Annotated in this window: 23 protein-coding genes, 1 tRNA gene and 1 pseudogene; 12 read left to right on the top strand and 13 right to left on the bottom strand. The window is 68.6% G+C overall.

What is annotated here, in order from left to right; genetic code table 11:
* The 3 genes and pseudogenes from DJ74_RS18075 to DJ74_RS18065 all read right to left on the bottom strand — a co-directional run.
* Positions 1-475 (bottom strand): annotated as a pseudogene (locus DJ74_RS18075) (hypothetical protein); the annotation flags it as partial.
* Between the two features lie 101 nt (positions 476-576).
* Positions 577-1647, bottom strand: coding sequence for an MBL fold metallo-hydrolase (locus DJ74_RS18070; protein ID WP_094528212.1), 1071 nt, complete (start codon positions 1645-1647; stop codon positions 577-579).
* 78 nt (positions 1648-1725) lie between these two features.
* Positions 1726-2751 carry a nitrogen regulation protein NR(II) gene (locus DJ74_RS18065; RefSeq protein WP_094522089.1) on the bottom strand — a complete coding sequence of 342 codons (1026 nt, stop codon included), beginning with the start codon at positions 2749-2751 and terminating at the stop codon, positions 1726-1728.
* A 181-nt stretch (positions 2752-2932) separates the two neighbouring features.
* Here DJ74_RS18065 and DJ74_RS18060 point away from each other — a divergent pair, with 181 nt between their 5' ends.
* The 3 genes from DJ74_RS18060 to DJ74_RS18050 all read left to right on the top strand — a co-directional run bounded on the left by DJ74_RS18060 (position 2933) and on the right by DJ74_RS18050 (position 7528).
* A complete protein-coding gene (locus DJ74_RS18060) occupies positions 2933-3310 on the top strand; it encodes a hypothetical protein (protein ID WP_094528210.1) in 378 nt (125 codons plus the stop codon).
* A 685-nt stretch (positions 3311-3995) separates the two neighbouring features.
* Positions 3996-6269 (top strand): phosphoribosylformylglycinamidine synthase subunit PurL, encoded by a 2274-nt coding sequence (purL, locus tag DJ74_RS18055; RefSeq protein WP_094528208.1) that lies wholly within the window; start codon positions 3996-3998, stop codon positions 6267-6269.
* A 128-nt stretch (positions 6270-6397) separates the two neighbouring features.
* Complete coding sequence (locus tag DJ74_RS18050) at positions 6398-7528, top strand: ABC transporter ATP-binding protein (protein ID WP_094528206.1); 1131 nt, start codon at positions 6398-6400, stop codon at positions 7526-7528.
* A 56-nt stretch (positions 7529-7584) separates the two neighbouring features.
* On the opposite strand, the gene DJ74_RS19365 is transcribed toward DJ74_RS18050, so the two are convergent.
* Positions 7585-7734 carry a hypothetical protein gene (locus DJ74_RS19365; RefSeq protein ID WP_170938252.1) on the bottom strand — a complete coding sequence of 50 codons (150 nt, stop codon included), beginning with the start codon at positions 7732-7734 and terminating at the stop codon, positions 7585-7587.
* A gap of 125 nt (positions 7735-7859) precedes the next feature.
* Between DJ74_RS19365 and DJ74_RS18045 the strand changes: the two genes are divergently transcribed.
* Positions 7860-8462, top strand: a complete 603-nt coding sequence (locus DJ74_RS18045) for a hypothetical protein (RefSeq protein WP_094524952.1) — start codon at positions 7860-7862, stop codon at positions 8460-8462.
* Entirely contained in the window at positions 8440-8718 is a 279-nt protein-coding gene (locus DJ74_RS18040; RefSeq protein ID WP_094528204.1) for a hypothetical protein, read from the top strand. Before DJ74_RS18045 ends, DJ74_RS18040 begins: the two co-directional genes overlap by 23 nt.
* A 160-nt stretch (positions 8719-8878) precedes the next feature.
* On the opposite strand, the gene DJ74_RS18035 is transcribed toward DJ74_RS18040, so the two are convergent.
* Positions 8879-9397 (bottom strand): DUF3368 domain-containing protein, encoded by a 519-nt coding sequence (locus DJ74_RS18035; protein ID WP_094528202.1) that lies wholly within the window; start codon positions 9395-9397, stop codon positions 8879-8881.
* Positions 9394-9684 carry a UPF0175 family protein gene (locus DJ74_RS18030; RefSeq protein ID WP_094528201.1) on the bottom strand — a complete coding sequence of 97 codons (291 nt, stop codon included), beginning with the start codon at positions 9682-9684 and terminating at the stop codon, positions 9394-9396. The genes DJ74_RS18035 and DJ74_RS18030 overlap by 4 nt, the downstream gene beginning before the upstream one ends.
* Positions 9685-9844: 160 nt before the next feature.
* On the opposite strand from DJ74_RS18030, the gene DJ74_RS18025 reads away from it, so the two are divergent.
* On the top strand, positions 9845-10156 hold the full coding sequence (locus DJ74_RS18025) for a DUF433 domain-containing protein (protein WP_094528199.1): 312 nt from the start codon (positions 9845-9847) through the stop codon (positions 10154-10156).
* A gap of 2 nt (positions 10157-10158) precedes the next feature.
* The gene (locus DJ74_RS18020) at positions 10159-10485 is read left to right on the top strand and encodes a DUF5615 family PIN-like protein (protein WP_094528197.1); all 327 of its coding nucleotides are present in this window, start codon (positions 10159-10161) and stop codon (positions 10483-10485) included.
* A gap of 7 nt (positions 10486-10492) precedes the next feature.
* On the opposite strand, the gene DJ74_RS19815 is transcribed toward DJ74_RS18020, so the two are convergent.
* From DJ74_RS19815 to DJ74_RS18000, 6 genes are all read right to left on the bottom strand, one after another.
* Positions 10493-10618, bottom strand: a complete 126-nt coding sequence (locus tag DJ74_RS19815) for a DUF3368 domain-containing protein (protein WP_254922201.1) — start codon at positions 10616-10618, stop codon at positions 10493-10495.
* Complete coding sequence (locus tag DJ74_RS19810; protein ID WP_254922202.1) at positions 10593-10910, bottom strand: hypothetical protein; 318 nt, start codon at positions 10908-10910, stop codon at positions 10593-10595. The genes DJ74_RS19815 and DJ74_RS19810 overlap by 26 nt, the downstream gene beginning before the upstream one ends.
* A 98-nt stretch (positions 10911-11008) precedes the next feature.
* Complete coding sequence (locus DJ74_RS18010; protein ID WP_254922199.1) at positions 11009-11305, bottom strand: hypothetical protein; 297 nt, start codon at positions 11303-11305, stop codon at positions 11009-11011.
* Positions 11306-11447: 142 nt separating this feature from the next.
* The gene (locus DJ74_RS18925) at positions 11448-12092 is read right to left on the bottom strand and encodes a hypothetical protein (protein ID WP_141212758.1); all 645 of its coding nucleotides are present in this window, start codon (positions 12090-12092) and stop codon (positions 11448-11450) included.
* 316 nt (positions 12093-12408) lie between these two features.
* Positions 12409-13179, bottom strand: coding sequence for a hypothetical protein (locus tag DJ74_RS18005; protein ID WP_094528195.1), 771 nt, complete (start codon positions 13177-13179; stop codon positions 12409-12411).
* A gap of 101 nt (positions 13180-13280) precedes the next feature.
* Positions 13281-13862, bottom strand: coding sequence for a hypothetical protein (locus tag DJ74_RS18000; protein ID WP_094528194.1), 582 nt, complete (start codon positions 13860-13862; stop codon positions 13281-13283).
* Between the two features lie 543 nt (positions 13863-14405).
* Here DJ74_RS18000 and DJ74_RS17995 point away from each other — a divergent pair.
* The 4 genes from DJ74_RS17995 (at position 14406) to DJ74_RS17980 (ending at position 19646) form a co-directional block, all read left to right on the top strand.
* On the top strand, positions 14406-15938 hold the full coding sequence (locus DJ74_RS17995; RefSeq protein WP_094528192.1) for a CARDB domain-containing protein: 1533 nt from the start codon (positions 14406-14408) through the stop codon (positions 15936-15938).
* A gap of 112 nt (positions 15939-16050) precedes the next feature.
* A complete protein-coding gene (locus DJ74_RS17990) occupies positions 16051-16956 on the top strand; it encodes a hypothetical protein (protein WP_254922198.1) in 906 nt (301 codons plus the stop codon).
* 223 nt (positions 16957-17179) lie between these two features.
* On the top strand, positions 17180-18343 hold the full coding sequence (locus DJ74_RS17985; RefSeq protein WP_094524960.1) for a signal peptidase I: 1164 nt from the start codon (positions 17180-17182) through the stop codon (positions 18341-18343).
* A 4-nt stretch (positions 18344-18347) separates the two neighbouring features.
* Positions 18348-19646, top strand: a complete 1299-nt coding sequence (locus tag DJ74_RS17980; protein WP_094528190.1) for a DUF5305 domain-containing protein — start codon at positions 18348-18350, stop codon at positions 19644-19646.
* A 39-nt stretch (positions 19647-19685) separates the two neighbouring features.
* Here DJ74_RS17980 and DJ74_RS17975 read toward each other — a convergent pair whose 3' ends face one another.
* Positions 19686-20588, bottom strand: a complete 903-nt coding sequence (locus tag DJ74_RS17975; RefSeq protein WP_094524962.1) for an NAD(P)-dependent oxidoreductase — start codon at positions 20586-20588, stop codon at positions 19686-19688.
* A gap of 101 nt (positions 20589-20689) precedes the next feature.
* On the opposite strand from DJ74_RS17975, the gene DJ74_RS17970 reads away from it, so the two are divergent.
* Positions 20690-20840 (top strand) — tRNA-Gln (locus tag DJ74_RS17970).
* Positions 20841-21069 lie beyond the last annotated feature (229 nt).

Genomic DNA, 21069 nt, shown 5'->3' with positions numbered 1-21069 from the left:
ACCTCGCGGAGGTCCGGGTCGGTCTGGTCCGGCTCCTCGCGCTCGCCGTGCTCCTCGGCGCCGAGCTCTCGAACTCGAACCCCTCGTCGGCCGGGCGGCACGTCGAGAGCACCCACCACAGGGCGCCGACCGGGAAGCCCATCGCCCCGGCGACGACGCCGGCGGCGAGCCTCGACCCGGTGTCCCGGTAGACGAACCCGGCGATCGCGAGGAGGAGGACGGCGAACGCCGCGAGCGCCGGGGGCTCGCGGAGGAACTCGTAGCACGCCGGCGGGACGGAGAGGGCGGTCCCGCCGCTCGGGGCGGCCGACGCGCCGACGTCGCCGCTCTCCCCGCTCGGTCCCCCGCCGGCGCCGGCGCCGCCGATCCCGCCGCCGCCGAGGCTCACGGCGGAGTCGAGCGTCGCCGCGGCGACGCCGAGCGCGACGACCGCGAGGAGCGCGAGGAGGGCCGCAGCGAGGGTGTCCCGCTTCACGTCCGTGGATACGCCGTACCGAACGAATAGCTTTCGGCGAGCGCGGGGACCGTCGACGACGCGGCGGGTCGGTGCGACGGCCCCGGACCGGCCGGGCCGCTTCAGTCCGCCGACCCGTCCACGACGTCGTCGAGCGGGGTGGTCGGGAACAGCCCGTCGACGTCCGGGTCCGGGTCGACGAGGCGGTAGCGGACGCCGTCGCGCTCGACGACCCCCGCGTCGGCGAGGTGGTCGAGGTGCGCGAACGCCTCGCCGGGCCCGTGGAGCACGTGGATGTCGACCAGGTCGCCGAACAGCGCCGCCGACACCTCCCACGCCGTCGCGGGGCCGCCGTCGGCGAGGACGTCGAGCACGCGCCGCGTCCGGTGGCGGTGGTGATCGAGGATCGTCGCGGCCCGCCGGCTCGGGTCGTCGATCCGCTCGCGGTGGCCCGGGTGCGCCGCGTCGAAGTCCCGCTCGACGATCCGCGCGAGGCTCCGGCCGTACGCCGCGAGCGGCGCGTCGACCCGGACGTCCGCGCCGCCGACGTTCGGGGTATACTGGGGGAGGAGCGCGTCGCCGGCGAACAGCTCCTCGGGGGCCGCGGATCCCTTCCGCGGCTCCCGACCGCTTCGCCCGACCGGCTCGTGGTCCGGGGCCTCGCGCGGGTCGAATGCGAACCCGGCGAGCCCGGCGGTGTGCCCCGGCAGGTGGACGGCCTCCAGGGCCACGCCGCCGACCTCGACGACGTCGCCGTCGGCGATCGTCGTCACCTCCGCGGGGCGGCCGCTGAGATCGGTTCCCACCGCGTCGAAGAAGTCGCGCAGGCGCTCTTGGTCCGCCTCGGGGAGCCCCCATCGGTCGAACGTCTCGCGCTGGAGGTCGGGGTCGGCCGCGAGCGGCGTCTCCGTCCCGTCGACGAGGGGCGCGTCCGCCTCGTGGACGTACACGTCGGCGTCGCCCGCGGCCTGGATCTCGCCGGCCAGCCCCGCGTGGTCGGGGTGCCAGTGCGTCAAGGCGATCGCGTCGATGTCGTCGAACGCGACCCCGTGTTCGGCGAGCCCGGCTTCCAGATCGGCGCGGACGTCCGGGAGCGCGACGCCGGTGTCGACCAGCGCGGTCGTCTCGCCGTCGAGCAGGTAGACGTCGTTCGCGCCCTCGAACACCGTGTTGCCGAGCTGGATCAGCTTCACACCCTCCCGTCGTCGGGCGCGCATTTGAGGGTTGCCTCCGCGGAACCCTCGGCGATCGACCCTCCCGCTTCGGGCGCCTCAGTCCGGCACGTCGACGCCGGTAAACTCGAAGCGGGCGCCGCCGTCGGCGCTCTCGGTGACGCCGACGTCCCAGCCCTGGGTCGCCGCGACGCTCTCGACGATCGCGAGCCCGAAGCCGGTCCCGTTCTCCCCGGTCGAGTGTCCCGTCTCGAACACCGCCTCGCGGTCGCCCTCGGGGATCCCGGGGCCGTCGTCGGCGACGTGGAACCCCCCGTCGAGGTCGCCGACCGTGACCGTGACGTCGTCGCCGGCGTGCTCGACCGCGTTTCGGACGAGGTTCTCGAACAGCTGCCTGAGCCGGCTCCGGTCGGCGCGGACCGCGCGGTCGGTCTCGACCCGCAGCGTCGCGTCGCCGGTCTCGACCCCCTCCCAGCACGCCTCGACGAACTCGCGGAGGGGGATCCGCTCCGCGTCCTCGGCGCCGTCGCCGTCGCGGGCGAGGGACAGGAGGTCCTCGATGAGCGTCTCCATCCGCTCGTGGGCGTCGGCGACGGCCTCGAGGTGCTCGGAGTCGCGTTCCTCGCGGGCGAGCTCCAGCCGCCCCCGCGCGACGCTGAGCGGGTTCCGGAGGTCGTGCGAGACGATGCTGGCGAACTCCTCCAGTCGCTCGTTCTTCTCTCGAAGCGTCTCCTCGCGGCGCTTCCGCTCGCGGACGTCCCGGATGACGCCGACGCGGTTCAGACCGTCGCCGTCCTCGCCCGTCACTAGGCTGAAGCGCATCTCGACCGGGAACCGCTCGCCGTCCGCGGTGAGAAAGTCGTACTCGACGACGCCGGTCTCGCGGTCGCCCGCCGCCATCTCGCGCCGGACCCGTCTGGCCTCCTCCGCCGTCTCCTCGGTGACCCAGTCGTAGATCTCGGTTCCGACCAGCTCATCGCGGCTCACCCCCTTCATCTCCGCGTAGCGCTCGTTGACGTACGCGATGGTCCCGTCGGGGCGCACGGCGTACACGGCGTCGTCCAGCGAGTCGAGGACCGTCTCGTACCGCCGTATCTCCTCGCCCCGGGGTGACCGTTCAGTCATGGCTCCTCTCGTCCGTTCGTTTCAGCCGTTCACTAATAAATGGGCCGTCACGGTCGTCCGCTCGGGTCCGCTGCGGCCTCGCCGCCGGAGCGGTGCGGTTCGGGCGCTGACGCGGTGCGGTTCGGGCGCCGACGCGGTGCGGTTCCGGTGCGTTTTCGGCGTCTCGCGCCTACCCGACCGCATGGAGTATCAACCGGGCGTGTGCAACATCGGACCGGCCCAACAGCGACGGCGGCTCCTCCTCGGCGTCGTTTCGTTCCTCCTCGCGATCACCCTCGTCGCCGCCGTCGTCGCGGTCGGATGGCCGCGCTGGACGCTGCTCGCCGCGGTCTTCCCCCTGTACGGCGCCGCGATGGGATACTTCCAGTACCGCGAGCGGTTCTGCGTCGGGTTCGCCGGTATCGGCGTCTTCGACGTCGGCGACGGCACCAACCAAGTCCTCGACGAGGCGGCGCTGGCGGCCGACCGGAAGCGCGCGGTCCGGCTGAACGCGAAGTCGCTGTCGGTCGGCGTCGTCGGCGCGGTCGCGGTCTACGGTGTGGCGATCGTCGGTTTATAACCAAACCGCGGATCGGTTCGTATTCGGTACCGGATCGTCGCCGTCGGCGTGAGCAGCTTCGGAGCTTCCAGCGTTCATTTATAACTCGTTGCCGGCGCGGCGAACGCCGCCAAAGCCCGGCCGCTCGTTTTTAAATACCGTCTGATGGGAAGACGGAAAACGCCTCCCAAGCCCCAGTCGCGAGGACTCGCGCGGCGTGGTGCGCTCCTCGCTCAGTCGCTACCGCTCCTTCGCTGCGGTGCTTACTGCGCCGTGCTTCGTCCTCGCGACAGCGAGGCGCTTCGCGCCTCTGGCAGCCGGCGGCGAAGCCGCCGGCGACTGCCCCTTTGAGTCCCACCCGCCCGCACCGCCGGAAGACGTTCCTGCTCGCTTCGCTGCGCGGGCTGCGACTTCCGTGCTCCCGCTCGCTCCGCTCGCGGGACCGCAACCGCCGCCTCACACCTCCCCAGCCTCGTCACCGGCGCTACGCGCCGGTTGCAAGCGAGAGCTTTGCTCTCGCCCTGTCGCTGGCGCCGACGGCGCCAGCGACTCCCTCGCGCGGCGCTCCTCGCGGGCAGATTGCCCGCTCGGAGGCGCGCGCCACCGCGACAGCACCGGCGAGCCGCGTCGTCGCCGAAGTCGATCGAGATCGCACGAACGTGCACATAGAAAAGCATTAGAACGGGCTCGATAACCACGTAAGTGAATGAGTCTCTCCGAACCGGACCGCGAGCTCGTGGTGGCCGAGCTCGGTCGGGAGCCGACGACCGCCGAGGCCGCGCTGTTCGAGAACCTCTGGAGCGAGCACTGCGCGTACCGCTCCTCGCGGCCGCTGCTGTCGGCGTTCGAGAGCGAGGGCGACCAGGTCGTCGTCGGTCCCGGCGACGACGCGGCCGTCCTCGCACTGCCCGAGCCGGACGCCGCCGACGCCCCCGCGGCCGACCGCGACGACGACGACTACGGCGACCAGTACGTCACCTTCGGCGTCGAGAGCCACAACCACCCCTCCTTCGTCGACCCGTTCGACGGGGCCGCCACGGGGGTCGGCGGCATCGTCCGCGACACCATGTCGATGGGCGCGTACCCGATCGCCTTACTCGACTCGTTATACTTCGGCGGCTTCGACCGCGAGCGCTCGCGGTACCTCTTCGAGGGCGTCGTCGAGGGGATCTCCCACTACGGCAACTGCATCGGCGTCCCCACCGTCGGCGGCAGCGTCGCCTTCCACGGCGGCTACGAGGGGAACCCCCTCGTCAACGTCGCCTGCGTCGGCCTCACGAACGAGGACCGACTCGTGACCGCGACGGCCAAGGAACCCGGCAACAAGCTCGTCCTCGTCGGCAACGCCACCGGCCGCGACGGGCTCGGCGGCGCGTCGTTCGCCTCCGAGGACCTCGCCGAGGACGCCGAGACGGAGGACCGCCCCGCGGTGCAGGTCGGCGACCCCTACGCCGAGAAGCGGCTGATCGAGTGCAACGAGGCGCTCGTGGACGAGGACCTCGTCCTCTCCGCCCGCGACCTCGGCGCGGCCGGGCTCGGCGGCGCCTCCTCCGAGCTCGTCGCGAAGGGCGGGCTCGGCGCCCGCATCGACCTCGACCGCGTCCACCAGCGCGAGCCGAACATGAACGCGACCGAGATCCTGCTCGCCGAGAGCCAGGAGCGGATGTGTTACGAGGTCGCCCCCGACGACGTCGAGCGCGTCGCGGCGCTCGCCGACCGGTTCGACCTCGGCTGCTCGGTCATCGGCGAGGTGACCGACGGGAACTACGTCTGCGAGTTCGCCGGCGACGGTGAGGCGTCCGAGTCCGAGACCGTCGTCGACGTCGACGCCGAGTACCTCGCCGACGGCGCGCCGATGAACGACCTCGCGAGCGAGACCCCCACGCCGGCCGACCGCGACCTCCCCGACCCCGAGCCCGCGCTCGCCGACGCGGTCGAGGCGGTCGTCTCGGCCCCGTCGACCGCGAGCAAGCGCTGGGTGTACCGCCAGTACGACCACGAGGTCGGCGCCCGGACCGCGGTGAAGCCCGGCGACGACGCCGCGATCATGGCGATCCGGGAGACGGCGGCGGACGGCGAGGGGGAAGCCGGTGACGACGCCGCCCCGGCCGACGCCGACGAGCGGGGGGTCGGGCTCGCGCTCTCCTCGGGCGCGAACCCGAACTGGACGTCGGCCGCCCCGTACGAGGGCGCCCGCGCGGTCGCGCTGGAGAACGCGACCAACCTCGCCGCGAAGGGCGCGGTCCCGCTCGCGGCGGTCGACTGCCTCAACGGCGGCAACCCGGAGAAGCCCGACGTGTACGGCGGCTTCGAGGGGATCGTCGACGGGCTCGCAGACGCCTGCGCCGCGCTCGACACCCCGGTCGTCGGCGGGAACGTCTCGCTGTACAACGACAGCGTCGAGGGGCCGATCCCGCCGACGCCGACGCTCGCGCTGATCGGGACGAAGCGCGGCTACGACGCGCCGCCGGCGGCCCTCGACGCCGACCGCGCGGCCGACTCCGAGCTCCTCCTCGTCGGCGCCGGCGGGGACGCCCTCGGCGGCTCCGAGTACCTCGCGCAGGCGGGCGGGACGGACCGGTTCCCGGACCTGCCGGACGCCGACGCCGGCGCCCGCGGGCTCGCCGACCTCGTCGCGTCGCTCGCGGCGGTCGCCCGCCACGAGTCGACGCTGGCGACCCACGACGTGAGCGACGGCGGACTCGCGGTCGCGCTCGCCGAACTGGTCACCGACGCGGCCGGCGTCGACGCGACGCTCCCCGACCGGGTCGCGGCGTTCGACGAGACGCCCGGTCGCCTCGTCGTCCAGACGACCGACCCCGAGGGCGTCGCCGAGGCCGCGGGCGACCTCCCCGTCCACCGCCTCGGCGAGGTGACGACGGACGGGACGCTCTCGCTGTCGGTCGGCGACGAGTCGACGGCGCTCGACGCCGACGCGATCCGGGAGCTCCGCGGCGTGATCGAGCGCGAGCTGGCCTGACGACGGGCCGTCGACCCTCCGGCGTCCCCGATTTTCGTCCGGCGAAAGCGAGCGATACGCTTTTAGGCCTTCCTAAAATACGTAGGGGCAACCAGGGGACGCCGGCAGGCTCGGCGCCCGATTCACCGATGGCTCAGACACAATCAGTCGGAACGAAGCGATCGAGCGCGACGGAGAGCGGATCGCCCGCGGACCCGTCGCCCGATCCGGTGTTGTCGCTGTCGGACGTGACCAAGGAGTTCGGGCCGGAGACCGCCGTCGACGGGGTCTCGCTCGACGTCGAGCCCGGCGAGCTCCTCACCTTCCTCGGCCCCTCCGGCTGCGGGAAAACGACGACGCTCCGGACCATCGCCGGACTGGAGGAGCCGACCGAGGGGCAGATCCGGCTCGGCGGCGAGACCGTCGCCGGCGACGGCGCGCTCGTCGCGCCGGAGCAGCGCGACGTCGGCATCGTCTTCCAGAACTTCGCGCTGTTCCCGCACCTCACCGTCCGCGAGAACATCGCCTTCGGGCTCTCCGACGCCGACGAGGCGGCGACCGCGGCGCGCGTCGACGAGCTGCTCGAGCTCGTCGAGATGACCGACCACGGCGAGAAGACGCCCGACCAGCTCTCCGGCGGGCAGAAGCAGCGGGTCGCGCTCGCGCGGTCGCTCGCCCCCGAGCCCGAGGTGCTCCTGCTCGACGAGCCGTTCTCGAACCTCGACGTCCGGCTCCGCGTGGAGATGCGCGAGGAGGTCCGCCGCATCCTGAAGGAGGCCGGCGTCACCGCCGTCTCCGTCACCCACGATCAGGAGGAGGCGCTCTCCATCTCCGACCGCGTCGCCGTCATGAACGAGGGGAAGATCGAGCAGGTCGGCCGCCCCGAGCAGGTGTTCGAGCGCCCCGAGTCGAAGTTCGTCGCCTCCTTCCTCGGGCGGGCGTCGTTCCTCGAGGGCGAGCTCCGCGACGGGAAGGTCGAGACCGGCATCGGCCGGTTCGACGCTGTCACGCTGGAGGGGTACGACACCGTCTACGACGGCGCGCCGGTCGACGTTTTGGTGCGCCCGGACGACCTCCGGGCGACGCCCGCGAGCCCCGAGCTGGCCGACGGCGTCATCGTCTCGCGGCAGTACGTCGGCCCCTCGTTCGTCTACCGGGTGGAGCTGGAGACCGGCGACACGGTCCACTGCCTCCACAACCACGTCGAGGAGTTCGGGCTCGACGAGCCCGTGAGCCTGGAGCTCACCGCCGACCACCCGCTGGCGTGGTACCCGCGGTAAGCGCGTCGCTGGCGGCGGTTCGTCCTATCTGTTAAAACCGGAGCGACCCGTGCTGCTTAGAAGCTGAACAGGAAGGGGAGGACGTACGCGACCAGCAGACCGACGAGGGTGACGGCCGCGCCGATGCCGACCTCGCGGCTGCCGAACTCCTGCATGGGGGCGGTCACGCGTTCGTCCGGGTCGGGTTCGTGGGAGTGGTCGTCCATGTGCGAAGGTCAGTACGGCGGACATATAAGCGCATCTGAACCGGGCGGTGGATGCGACGCCCGATCGCGGAGTTCTCGGCGGGTCCGTCGGGGAGATTTATCAGACGCCGTGTTGACCGACACGTATGACGGGCGTCGAACTCACCGATCGCGGGCTCGTCGTCGACCGCGAGCCGAACCGGCTCGACGAGCTCGCTGTCGGGTTCTCCGAGATCCTCTCTCGGCTCGACATAGACCACGTCTTCGTCGCCGGCTACGTCGCGATCCTCGCCGGCCGGTCGCGGTCGACCGAGGACATCGACGTGTTCATCGAGCGCTGTTCGGTCGAGCGGATCGACGGGCTCGTCGCCGAGCTGGAACGCGAGGGGTACTGGGGACCCGCGATGCCCCTCTCCGAGATGCACGGGAACCTCTCCAACGAGACGAACATCTGGGTCGCGCCCGACGGCGAGATGACGCCCCACCTCGAAGTGAAGTTCCCGAGCGACGAGTTCGACGACGCGTCCCTCGCGAACGCGGTGGACGCGCACGTCGGCGGCCACACGGTCCCCATCGGGCCGCTCGAACTCCAGATCGCGTACAAGCTCTCGCTCGGCGGTCGCACCGACCTCGAGGATGCCGCGCACCTCTACACGGTCTTCGGAGAAACGCTTTCCCGCGACCGACTCGAAACGTGGGTCGAACGACTCGACGTCGAGGAGCGCTATGAGCGACTCACGAACGCCTGAGGAGGACTCGGCCGAAGCCGACGACGACCCCGAGCGACCGCCCCGCTACGAGCAGGTGATCCGGTGGGCCGAATATATAAACGAACAGCCGCCAGAGGTGTGGGGACCACAGCAGAACGCGGTCGTGAACGGACAGATCGAGAGCGCGCAGGCGGTCGACGTGAGCGCCGAGGACAGAAAGCGAATTCGGGAGTTCGCGGACGAGACGTTGCGGGCGGAAGGTGAGACCGATGAGAAAAATCACAACGAGGAGTAGGTCGACATCCGAACTCAGCCGTAGGGTATCTCGTCGATGTCCGCTTCGTCGGTCGCGACCCCGGAACTGACTCGGCCGCGCCGCATTCGTTCCTTTTCCTCCTCTGATAGCGGGAGTGACGATGCCATATCGAGGCCTCTCTCACGAGCCGTAATAGTCGTTACTCGAACGACTCCAACTTCCCGACGATCTTCGTGTACACGTCCGGCGCCACGTACCAGCCGTGATCGATCATCGCGTCGATGGCGTCACGGCCCTCCACCGTCGACAGCGCGCCGTCCCTCACGGCGGCGAGAACGACGTACGCGGTCCCGCGCGTCTCGACGTCCTCCACTTCGGCCGCGGAGCGTCCGGCCGACTCGTCCATCGCGGCGACGGCGTCGCGGGCGTCCGCACAGCCGAGCACCGCGGCGTCGGCGTCGCTCAATCCCGGATGTTGCGCGAGCCGCGTCGCGACCGTCGAGTCGTCGGTGTCGACCGCGACGACGTCGACGAGGCCGTCCTCCACGGCGCGCTCGATCCGGCGCGCGTCGTCGTATCCCTGCTCGACACCGGTCGTTACGACTTCTCGGTAGACGGCCTCCGGGACGACTCGCGGTTCGTCCAGCGCCTCGATGACACCGAGCCGGTCCGCCTTCGCGAGGTAGATCAGCGGCGTCGCGTCGAACACCCAGCTCACAGCTCGTCGAGGTCGGCTTCGAGGTGGTCGGCCGAGACCCACGCGTCGTCCGCTTCTTCGACGAGGTCGGCGAACTCCCAGACAGAGACGCCGGCGAGGTCGGCGGCCTTCGCGAGCGACACCTCACCGTCGGCGAACCGTTCGAGCGCGCGCTCGGTGCGCCACTCGTCGAGGCCCTCGGAGAGAAGCTTTCGGACCGCCGTACTCCGGTCGAGGCGTTCCGATTCGAGGTACGCCTCGAGTTCGGCTTCGAGGTCGTCCGGGACGCGAGTGGAGATGGTGGGCATAGCGTATACTATGTGTACGATGTATTCATAGGTTTCGACCGGCGGCGATCCAGCGATCGCGTTGGCCGCCATCGATGTCACCGCACGCCGGCCGGCGGAGATGGACGCGGTCTTGCGAGCCGCCCGAAGGATTATACGGATATCGGGCCTATTCCGTCGCATGACTTTGATCGTCCGGGACGAGGCGATTCGCTCCGGCGAGCCGCGCGTGGAGGGGACGCGGATCACCGTGCGCGATATCAAGCGGCGCGTGATCGACGCCGATGAGGATCCGCACGTCGTCGCGGGCGAGTACGATATCTCGATGGCCGACCTCTTCGGCGCGCTCGCGCACTACTACGAACACCGCGACGCGTTCGAGGGCGACGAGCGGGAGGCCGAGCAGACACGTCGCGACGGCGAGCGACGGACGCGCACCCTCGTCGACGAACTCCGCGGTGAAAATCCGGAATCGACAGAGGACGCGGCGTAGTCGTGTCTCGGATTCTCGCCGACGCGAACGTCCCTGAGGAGTACGTCTCCGCGCTCCGAGGCGACGGGCACGACGTGGTATACTCCCGAGAGATATCCGAACTCGGCCCGGAGGCGACCGACGACGCGATCGCGGCGTACGCCGAATCCGAAGCGATGGCGATCATCACGACCGACGTGAAAGACTTCGCTGATCGAGACGCCGCCGTCCCGGTCTTCGTTGCACCGCAGGACATGACCGGTGGGGCCGTCCGTGCAGCGGTCGCACGCGTCGAGGCGTTGCCGTTCGATCCGGCGGAGACGGACCCCGTCTGGCTCTCGGCGCTGTGACCACCGTTCACTCGACTGACTCTCGCTTTCGGACGATCTCCGCGTACGGGTCCGGCGAGACGTACCAGCCGTGGTCGATCGTCGCGTCGATCGGCTCGCGTCCATTTTTAGCGGATAACCTCCCTCGCTTCACCGCCGAGAGGAAGATGTACCCGGTCCCGCGCGTCTCGACGCTCTCGACCGCGGCCGCCGAGCGCCCAGCTGTCTCGTCCATCACCGCGACCCCGTCGCGCGCGTCGACACACGCGGGCACCAGCGACGTCGGTGTCCCTCAGTCCCGAGTGCCGGTCCAGTCGCGTTGCGACCGCAGAGTCGTCGAGGTCGACCTCGACGACGTCGAGGCGCCCGCCCTCGACCGGCCGTTCGATCCGGCGCGCATCCTCGTAGCCCGCTTCGATCTCCTCTGTCACGACCTCGTGGTACACCAGCCGGGGGACGAGTCGAGGGTCGGAAAACGTCTTGACGACGCCCAGCCGTTCCGCTTTCGCGAGGGAGGTCAGTGGGATCGCGTCGAAAACCCGGGTCATAGGTCGTCGAGATTGGCTTCGAGGTGGTCGCCCGAGACCCACGCGGCGTCGGCCTCCTCGACCAGCCGCGCGAACTCCCAGACCGACAGGTTCGCGAGGTCGACGGCCCTTGTGAGCGAGACCTCGCTGTCGGCGAATCGGCTGAGCCGTTCCGATTTGAAATATGACTTGAATTTAGGTTTGAACCCATTAGGTATGTGGGCAATTGTAATAAATATTTTGTATAATATATGGGATTTCACAGAAAATCTACCTGTTATCACTCCACACTCTGCAAACTCTGTCTGAAGCAACCACCACACCTTCTAAGACAACTGAGTCAAGAACAGATCGTCCAGAAAGTCAGCCGCATCATGCATCACATAAACTCTGTACGGCGTAATAAAAAAAGAAATGCTCACACACAGCAAATTTGGTATATTATCAGCTATTATATCAATCGCTTGACTGAGTCCGCCCAGAGACCTCAATAGTCAATACCCCACTAAGATCAATATCCCCATCCTCTAGATTTTCAGTGGTGTGACCCCTAGTATCGACCTTTACAATAACCGGCCACGTCTCTCCCGAATCGAAAATCATCCCGTCAGACATATCTCTCGTTCTCACCGGTTCGGCATTGGCGCCGTAGTTCGGGGCATCCAGTAGCTTTGGATAACCTCCATCACGGTACACCGTGAATTCGATGTCTGAACTCTCACCATCGTCCTCAACCCAACCAGCATTATTGAGTGAGTACGTGAATTCTATATTTTCGTAGTTGGATTCGTCATTGTTCACTAACGCAAACGCGTAGTTGCTGTTCGGGTTGTCAGGATCTCCCCAAGTATACTCTGAATTAGGGTTGATTCCCTCTCCTTCGTCGCCAGTAAGAGACAGTTCAATTTCTCCATTTTCGTTCTGAGAGATATCTGGAACATCACCCGCAACTAACCCAATCTGTGCATTTGCGTCGGTCTCCACACCAGCATTAACAGTACGCTCACCCAGAGACGCACTGGTAAACGCACCAGTACCCACCGCAGCCGAAGTACCTGTTGCCAATGCACCTGCGCCGATCATGAATTTGCGTCGTTCCATGGTTGGTCTACCTCTGTTTCCGCATGCGACCCGTGTTCAAGGACACGAGACATCCCGTGTCGCCCGAGGTCGCTCTACTACATCCATGGAACGTATCCCATATCGTTATGAGTCGACAGATGATGTTCTGGGGTTCTGAAGGCTCTACAGGGCGATCCTGCTTCGATTCAAGCACAGTCTGTTCGTTTCTGGTGGTCCCTTCGACAGCGATAAACCAGTTCGAATCCCGTTTCGGCCAGAAGGATCTGCACCCTCGGGCTCCGTCCGAACCTGATGCTACCGATTTTAGCGCGGCTGATAGATCTCGGCTAATTACTCAACAGCTCGGCGCCTCGTCTACGACGACGCCGTCGCCACTGTTGGAACCACTGAATTCGCACGCACCCGCGTCCCAGCCCGGATGTTGATAGATATCGCCGTCCACTCCGACCGCGACGACCCATCCATCGAATCCTTCGTTCTTTCCTGCTTCGACGTCTGCTGATTCTTCCTCTACAGAGGGGTCCTCCGCAGCATTCCCGTTCGGGATGCGATACACATCGATCTCGACGGTGTCTCCGTTCTGACTCTGATTCCCGACGTTGATCGTCCCCTTACCGTTAAATCGGACGAGGCTGGCGGTTCCGTCGTCTTGTGTGACTTGGAACCGACGCGTGTCGGAGTCACCGAACACTTTCGCGGAGACGCCTGCGCCTTCAACGCTGACCGTGACGGCGACATTCACTTCGTCCTCGGCGGACAGATTCGGGTCCGCGGTGACCGTCTTTGATTCGCCGGCCTCGAACGTACCATCCGGTACGTTCGGCTCTCCGAAGTACTCGCTTCCGTCGTCGATGGTGGCGTCGACAATCTCAATCTTCTGAGCGAACTGGTTCTCCACGGTCACTAGATCGACCGTCCCGTCGTCGTTCGCGTCGTCTGGCAGGGTCCGATCACTCGACCGGTAGCCCACAAATGCCCGTTCGTCGTTTACCACGTTCACCTCCACACCGCGCTCGGCCTCCATACTGCTGAACGCGCCGGTGCCGACGCTCATCGCGCCGGAACTCGCGCCGCCGAGCAACAGGATGAGGTTCCGTCGTTCCATGTGCGGTGGGATCTCACACTTCGTTCACGTCGTCCGACGTGTTCCGACCGTATGGTTATGCGCTCCCGGAAGATCGGAAACCGCTCCCTGAAACGCCCGTCTCAGGTCAGTTCCGGGGGATCGTCGGGTTCGCCGACCTTCATCTCCGCGGTGTAGTACTTGTGCGCCATCGCGGAGAACGCGAACGCCACGACGATCGCGACCGTCCACGCCATGTCTGGCAGGAGGACGAACGGCCACGCGCCGAGCCACACCGCGCCGGTGAGCGCCACGGCGACCCCCGACAAGCCGAGGTAGTAGTCGCTCCAGGGGATCTCCTTCCCCTCGACGACGTCCATATATAAATCGACGTTCTGCAGGGCCGGCGTCGGCTCGACGAGGCCGCGGTCCTTGTTGAACTCGACGACGCCCGCCTCGTCCATCTTCGGCAGGTGCGACTGCTGGAGCGCGGTGTAGACGCGCTTGCGCTCGTTGCCCGTGATCTCCGTCGTCTCGATCCCGTTCTCCCAGGCCGCGATCTGCTCCGCCATGTCGCCGATCGCGATCCGGTCGTCCTCCTCTCGTTTCAGCAGGTGCACCGCGAACCGCCGACGCTGGTTCGCCAGGACGTCGAACAGCTCGTCCTCGGACACCTCAGTCGTCGGTTCGACTCCTCCCCCGTCGATCTGTTGTGCCGACGCCATTGTCTGTCAGACACATATTCACAAGTCAACATAAATCCCGCGGTTATGATAATCAGAGAAACTTTCTCGCAGTTCATATAGTCTCCAGTGTGAATACGCTATTCGGGCGGTAAGGAGTCTTTGTGTACAAAAAACCAGATTTGCGCGGATCGACGTCGCGGCCCAATTCCGATCGATTTCTCATTTCTGTCAAATTCAGACGCGTTACAGCAGCAATCGTTGCCCGTTCATCACCAGCCTGAACGACCCGCGAACGAATCTCAGGTCCGGCCTGAAGCGATCATATCGTTGTTCAGGCGAGGGCGGAACCCGTCTGCGATGTCTTCAGTCTCCCCCCGAACCGTTTCTGGAAATTCATAACGATATGGGATAGTTCGCAAAGGCAATATGAAACGACGCCGCGTGCTTGCCCGACCGACGCGTGAGGATCGTGTGCAATCAGAACTGACGAATTGGACGGCATCGATGGAGATGACTCCAAGCGAGTTGAGAAAATGATTCAGACACCGCCAATCGGCGTAAACGCGCCCTACGGTAGTTAGTATGCCCACCGCCCGCCGCACCCTGACCCTCGCCCTCCTGCTCGTAGCTGCGGGGTCGCTCGCGTTCGCCACGGGCGCGGCGGTGGTTAACGACGACGCCGACACTTTCGCTGAGGACCGCCTCGCGGTCCAGCCGGCTGACGAGCCGAACGGGCGGTACGCCTACTTAAATGACGACGACGAGATCGCGATCGACGTCTCGGCGTCGAACCCGAACATCAGGGACCCCTCGTTCGACGGCGTCAACGTTGGAGCGACCGGAACCATCGACCGCGTGTTCTCGGTCACGTACACGGGCGACGAGTACGCGCACGTGTGGATCGAGTACGAGAGCGAGAACGTCACCTTCGTCGCCGACGGCGAGTCGATAGAGGGCAACGAGAGCAGCGTCACGCTCGCGCCCAACGAGACCGTCACGGTCGGCCTCGCGTTCGACACCCGAGACGCGACCGCCGGGACGCAGTTGGGCGCCGACGAGTTCAGGATCAACGCGACGCTCGCGGAGCCGAAAGACGCGACAGCGAGGGGCATATCGACCCGGAAGACGGGCGACGACGGCGGCCCGACCGTAACGACCACGTTGCCCGGCGCGGACCGCCGCGAGTTCACCGCGAGCGACGTCGGCCGCGGGGACACGGTCCGGTTCCGAGCCGACGGGATGCACCTCGACGGCGACAACGTCACGCTGGAGGGGATCGACCTGGCTGGCGTCCGGAACGAGCGCGTCGAGCTGGACGCCGCGGGGAGCCCGGACCCGTTCGCGGACGCGGGGCCGGTGTCGGCGCCGACCACGCCGCGCTCGATGGCGTACCTCGCGCTCGACCACGACTTCGCGCCCGACGCGGTCGACGAGATGACGGTCCGGTTCAGCGCGGATCCGGCGTACCTGAACGCGACCGGCACCGATCCCGAGGACGTGACGCTCTACCGGCGGACGGCGGCGGGCGCGTGGGAGGAGGTTCCGGTGGAGGTCGTCGACGACGACGTGGCCCGAATGCTGGGGCTTCCCGAGGACCGTGTCCACTTCCGCGCGACGACCGGGCCGTCTTCGACGTTCGCGGTCGCGGCGCACGCCCCCCGGTACGACGTGACCGAGGCGACGGTCGCGCCCGAGGCGACCGACCCCGGCGAGAACGTCACGGTCCGGACGACCCTGCGGAACGGCGGCGGCGCGGCCGGCGAGCGCACGGTGACGCTGACGGCGAACGGCACCCCGGTCGCGAGCGAGACCGTCGCGCTCGACCCGAACGAGACGGCGACGGTGGCGTTCGACGCGACGTTCGAGTCCCCCGGCGCCTACGACCTCGCGGTCGACGGGACGTCGGTCGGCGAGCGCCTCCTCGTCGGCGACCCCGCGAGCGACGACGCGGGGGGATCGGGCGACGAGTCGAACGCCGGTAGCGACGGGTCCGCCACCGTCGCCGGGACCACGGAGGAGCCGTTCGGGATCGATCCGGCGGACCTCGCCGGTCCGCTCGCGCTCGTGGTCATCGCCCTCGCCGCCCTCGCGCTCGTCCGCCGGATGCCGCGATGACCGGTCGGTCGTCGGGGGACGCCCTCGTTCGAACCGTCCTCTCGGGCGTCGGGTTCTCAGCGGTGAGACGCGCGCCGACAGGCCTTAACCGCTGGTCTGCGAGGTCCCGTCCGTGACCGCGCCACCGACCGACGAGCGCGACCGCGCCGCCGGCGCCGCGAGCGCCGACCGCGCCGCCGACCACGCCCTCCGCCGGGAGCTACTCGCGAGCGCCCGGGCCGTCGACCTGCTCGTCCTGCTCGCGGTGCCGGCGGTGCTGGTCGGCGTCTTCTCGCTCCCGGAGGCGACTCGCCGGTCGCTCGCGTTCGCGTACGCGGACCCGACCGTTCCGACCGCGTTCGCCGCGCACTACGTCCACCTCGACGCCGGCCACCTCGCCGGCAACCTCGCGGGGTACTGTCTCCTCGCGGGCGTCGGCTACGCGCTCGCGGTCTTCGGGGGCGCCCGCCGCTTCTTTTTGACCGCGCTGGCGACGTTGCTGCTGGCGTTCCCGCTCGTCCTCTCGGCGCTGAACCTCGCCGTGCCCCGAGACGCGGTCGGGTTCGGCTTCTCCGGGATCAACATGGCGCTCGCGGGGCTGCTCCCGCTGCTGCTCGGGACGTACGCCCGTGCGCGCTTCGCGCCGGGGGCCTCGCTCCGCGCGCTGCCCGCGGTCTTCTTCGCGCTCGTCGGCTGGATCGCGCTGCTCGCGCTCCCGGTCTCGGCGACCGGCCCGGGCATCGCCGGGCTCGCGACCGGCGTCGCCGGCGCGCTCCTCGCCGTCCTCTACGCGTCGAGCGCCGGGATCCCGATCCGCGAGACGGTCCGCGAGGGCGTCCGCACGGTCGCCTCGCGGCCGGGCGAGGGCGACCTGTTCGCCGTCGGCGCGGTCTTGGTCGTCGGCTATCCGGTCGTCGGCTTCCCGGCCGATCCGACCGGCGCGGGCAGCGTCGTGAACCTCTACGTCCACCTGCTGGGCTTCTGTCTCGCCTTCATCGGCCCGTTCGCGCTGCTCGCGGTCGGGGTGTTCGAGACGTGACCTCGCGACGCGGGATCCCGGGCCCGCGACCCGACGGGCGGCTTCCCGCCACGTCCTGCTCCGAACCCCGAACTTATAACGTGTCGATTACATTCCATGATCGGAAAGCCTCGCCGAACCGCGGCGGAACCGACGCTCGAGGCGGAACCGACGCCCGCGACGGAACCAACGCCCGCGGCGGAACCGACGCCCGCAGCGCGACGCCCGCGCCAACCCACGACACATGTCACCGAAACGCATCCTCTCGATAACGCTGCAGGTCGCGGTCGTCCTCGTCGTCCTCTCGCTGGTCGTCGGCCAGCTGCTCGGACAGCCGATCCTGCTCAGCTTCGTCGAGACCGGAAGCATGCAGCCCACGCTGGACCCCGGCGACGGGTTCGTGGCGATCCCCGCGCCGCTCGCCGGCGACGTCGGCGTCGGCGACGTGGTGACCTTCGACGCGCAGGAGATAGAGGGGGGCGGGCTGACCACCCACCGCGTCGTCGAGGAGACGGAACGGGGGTACGTAACGCGGGGCGACAACAACCCCTTCACCGATCAGGATGGGGGCGAGCCCGTGGTGCAGGACGCCGACGTGGTCGCGGTGGCGCTCCAGGTCGGCGGGAGCGTGGTCGTCATCCCCCACCTGGGCACCGTCGCGATGGCGATCCAGTCGGGGCTCGCCTCGGTCCAGACGTGGCTGGCGGTCACCTTCGGGGTCCGGTCGTTCCAGGGAACGCAGGGGTTGGCGTACATCCTCTTCGGGCTCTCGGCGGTCGCGTACGCGGCCGACTGGTACCTGACTCGAAACGCGCGCGAGACCCGCGAACGCGACCGCTCCCGCGACGACGGCACCTCCGTGTTCCTGATCGTCGCCGTGCTCGCGCTGGTGCTGATGGCGACCGCGACCGCGGCGATGGTCGTCCCGGCCGGCACGCAGGAGTACGGCGTCGTGAGCGCCGAGTTCGAGTCCGAGAACCCCACCGTCATCGAGCGCGGCACGAGCCAGGAGCTGGAGTACGTCGTCCCCAACTCCGGACTGGTGCCGGTGTACGCGTACGTCACCCCGGCGAGCCCCGGCGTCGAGGTCGAGCCACAGCGGCTCAGCGTCGAGAGCCGGGGCGAGGCGTCGACCACCGTGACGCTCACCGCCCCGCCGGAGACCGGCTACTACCGGCTGTTCGTCGCCGAGCACCGGTATCTCGCGGTGCTCCCGCGCGGCGTGATCGACGAGCTGTACGGCGTCCACCCGTGGGCGCCGATCGTCGCGATCGACGGCCTGCTCGGCGGCACCATCGCCGGGATCGGGCTCGTCCTGCTGCGCGGCGAGCCCGCGCGGATACGCTCCCGTGAATCGCGCGAGAAACCCCCGCTGTATCGCCGCCTCCTCCGCCAGATCTACAGGTGACCGAATGAGCTCCTCATCCCCAGACGAGAACCGACTCCGGCTCCGCGCGGTGTTAGACGCACAGTTCGCCGTGATCGTCGCGGTCTTGCTGATCGCGGCCGCCGTCGGCGGCGCGCTCGTCTACACGACCCACGTCGATCCCGGCACCGAGACCCGCGAGCGGACCGTCTCCTCGTTCACCGTCGAGACGGCGTACAACCACACCGCCGAGGTGACCGAGCCGAACTCGGTGTTCCAGATCGGGACCGTCCTCGACGACCGTACCACGTACTTCACGCGGATCGCTCCCGAACTCGACGTCGCCGTCGAGACGACGTACGCGGCCGCGTCCGCGTCGGACGTCGACGTGCGGTTCGACTCCGTCCTCGTCATCCGCAACGTCGGCGAGGACGGGAACGTCGTCTACTGGAGCGAGCGGGAGCCCCTGGCGTCGGAGACGGTCTCGGACGTGGACCCCGGGGGGACCGCGACGGCGTCGTTCGCGCTCAACAGCTCCGCGGTCGACGCGACCGCGGCCGAGATCGAGGAGGAGCTCGGCGCGTCGCCCGGGGAGACGGAGACGTTCGTCGTCACCGACGTGGCGGTCGAGGGAACGATCAACGGCGAGCCGACCTCGTACGCCCGGACGGTCCGGCTCGGAATCGACCACGGCGGCGACACCTACACCGTCTCCGACCCCGGCGTCCGGTCGGACACCTCGGACCGCACGGAGACGGTGACCGTCGATCAGAGCTACGGCCCCCTCCGGTCCATCGGCGGGCCGCTCCTGTTCGTGGTCGGCCTCGCCGGAGCCGGCGCGCTGGTGTACGCCCGAAGGGAGCGCGAGTTCGCGCTCACGCCCGCCGAGCGCGACTACCTCTCGTACAGGGACGACCGGTCCGAGTTCGCGGAGTGGATCACGACGTTCCGACTCCCGGCGTCCGTCCACGAGCGCCCCGAGGCGGAGGCGGAGAGCCTGCGCGACCTCGTTGACTTCGCCATCGACAACGACACCGGCGTCGTGGAGGACCCCGAGACGGGCGCGTACCACGCCGTGGCCGGCGATTTCGTCTACACCTACCGGCCGCCGTCTCCGCCGTCGGTCGACGCACTCTCCGAAGGGGAGGACGGCGACGCGCCCGCGGTCGACGACCTCACGGCCGCCGACGGAGCGGTGGGCGCCGAAGACGTCGACGCGCGCGACGGTGACGGTGCCGACGTCGATGTCGACGATGACGGTGCAGACTCCGACGGTGCCGAGGCGACGGGAACGGACGCGGCGGGGGACGACGACCCCGGGAGCGACGACGCCGGCCGGGAGTGACGCGCTCGCCGACGCGGCGACGCCCCGCGCGTCGAGGGGTCAGACGAATTCGGGACCGTCGACGTCGACTCCTTCCGCCTCCCGCCAGGAGTGCGCCGGCTCCCAGCCGAGCACCCGCTTCGCCTTCCCGAGGTCGAAGGCGGTCTCGTCGCCGTCGAGGTCGCAGTCGTCGGGGAGGTCGCCGTGGACCGCCTCGATCGCGGCGGCCGTGTCGCGCCCGACGAAGTTCTCCGCCGCGGTGACGAGCACGGCCTCGTGACCCGCGACCGGCGGTTCCGGAGCGGCCGGGTCGATCGCGGCCTCGACCGCGGCGATCAGGTCGCGGACGTCGACGTAGCTCCAGAAGTTACCGCTCGGCTCGGCGGTCGCGGGGTCGAACCCCTCCCGCGCCGCGCGGGTCTCGTAGGCCCCGGGGTAGTTCACCCACGAGGCGCGCAGCGAGACGGCGGAGACGCCGTACCGCCGGGCGACCCGCGCCGCGATCTCCTCGCCGACGACCTTCGAGAGGCCGTACGGGTCCTCCGGCTCGGTCGGCGTCTCCTCGTCGATCGGGAACGCGTCGGGGAGCCAGTGCTCCTCGGCGAAGGCGTGACCGTAGCAGCTCTCGCTCGACGCCCACGCGATCCGCGCGCCGGCCGCGCCCGCGGCGTCGAGGACGTTGTAGGTGCTGACGACGTTGTTCTCGAAGACGCGCGAGCCGGCGTGGTGGTCCGGGTTCGGGATCGCGGCGAGGTGGACGACGGCGTCCGGGTCGGCGGCCTCGACCAGCTGTTTCGTCTCGCCGTAGTCGGTCAGGTCGGCCGCCTTGAACGCGGCGTTCTCGCGGGTGCCCGACGGGAGCCGTCGGTCGACGCCCACGACCTCGTGGCCGGCCTCGGCGAAGTGGTCCACCGTCCAGCTCCCGACGCCGCCGCAGCTCCCCGTGACGAGGATGGTTGCCATCTCCGGGGGTTCCGCGATCGGCGCACGTAGCTCCGGCGATCGGTCGCCGACCGGTCGGGGAAAGTAACCTACTTGAGTGCGCGCGGGCAATCACCGGTCGCAGTCCCGTGGTGTAGTGGCCAATCATAATGGCCTTTGGAGGGAATCCGTCGGCGTCCGCGGTTGAGACGCGATCGCCGTCCGTCTCGCCGGAGACGGCCGTCGGATGCCCGAAGTCAGCCATTGACGGCGGTTCGAATCCGCCCGGGACTATTCTCCGAACGAAGTGAGGACGAATAGTCGCAATACGGATTCGAATCCGAGAACGGAGCGAAGCGGAGTGACCGTGGTTCGATATCCGCCCGGGACTATTCTGCCGCGAGCAATATCCCGATCGGGAAGCGCGCCGCCTCGGGTCTCGTTCGACCGCCGCCACCGCATCAGGCACAGGAGTTTTAGCGGAGGCATCAGATGGTGAGGTAGAGGCCGACGAGCCGGTGGC

The organism is Halorubrum sp. Ea8, from assembly GCF_002252925.1.
GTDB lineage: Archaea > Halobacteriota > Halobacteria > Halobacteriales > Haloferacaceae > Halorubrum.
Note: the sequence above shows the minus strand (reverse complement) of the source record. Positions and strands in the feature narration are given on the sequence as shown.

What these genes read in the sequence shown, in the direction of transcription:
- DJ74_RS18050 (WP_094528206.1), top strand. Translation starts at nt 6,398, where the DNA reads ATGGCTCAGACACAATCAGTCGGAACGAAGCGATCGAGCGCGACGGAG.
- DJ74_RS18060 (WP_094528210.1), top strand. Translation starts at nt 2,933, where the DNA reads ATGGAGTATCAACCGGGCGTGTGCAACATCGGACCGGCCCAACAGCGA.
- DJ74_RS17985 (WP_094524960.1), top strand. Translation starts at nt 17,180, where the DNA reads ATGTCACCGAAACGCATCCTCTCGATAACGCTGCAGGTCGCGGTCGTC.
- DJ74_RS18925 (WP_141212758.1), bottom strand. Translation starts at nt 12,092, where the DNA reads ATGGAACGACGCAAATTCATGATCGGCGCAGGTGCATTGGCAACAGGT.
- DJ74_RS17980 (WP_094528190.1), top strand. Translation starts at nt 18,348, where the DNA reads ATGAGCTCCTCATCCCCAGACGAGAACCGACTCCGGCTCCGCGCGGTG.
- DJ74_RS18000 (WP_094528194.1), bottom strand. Translation starts at nt 13,862, where the DNA reads ATGGCGTCGGCACAACAGATCGACGGGGGAGGAGTCGAACCGACGACT.
- purL (WP_094528208.1), top strand. Translation starts at nt 3,996, where the DNA reads ATGAGTCTCTCCGAACCGGACCGCGAGCTCGTGGTGGCCGAGCTCGGT.
- DJ74_RS17975 (WP_094524962.1), bottom strand. Translation starts at nt 20,588, where the DNA reads ATGGCAACCATCCTCGTCACGGGGAGCTGCGGCGGCGTCGGGAGCTGG.
- DJ74_RS18065 (WP_094522089.1), bottom strand. Translation starts at nt 2,751, where the DNA reads ATGACTGAACGGTCACCCCGGGGCGAGGAGATACGGCGGTACGAGACG.
- DJ74_RS18030 (WP_094528201.1), bottom strand. Translation starts at nt 9,684, where the DNA reads ATGCCCACCATCTCCACTCGCGTCCCGGACGACCTCGAAGCCGAACTC.
- DJ74_RS18040 (WP_094528204.1), top strand. Translation starts at nt 8,440, where the DNA reads ATGAGCGACTCACGAACGCCTGAGGAGGACTCGGCCGAAGCCGACGAC.
- DJ74_RS19365 (WP_170938252.1), bottom strand. Translation starts at nt 7,734, where the DNA reads ATGGACGACCACTCCCACGAACCCGACCCGGACGAACGCGTGACCGCC.
- DJ74_RS18025 (WP_094528199.1), top strand. Translation starts at nt 9,845, where the DNA reads ATGACTTTGATCGTCCGGGACGAGGCGATTCGCTCCGGCGAGCCGCGC.
- DJ74_RS18045 (WP_094524952.1), top strand. Translation starts at nt 7,860, where the DNA reads ATGACGGGCGTCGAACTCACCGATCGCGGGCTCGTCGTCGACCGCGAG.
- DJ74_RS17995 (WP_094528192.1), top strand. Translation starts at nt 14,406, where the DNA reads ATGCCCACCGCCCGCCGCACCCTGACCCTCGCCCTCCTGCTCGTAGCT.
- DJ74_RS18005 (WP_094528195.1), bottom strand. Translation starts at nt 13,179, where the DNA reads ATGGAACGACGGAACCTCATCCTGTTGCTCGGCGGCGCGAGTTCCGGC.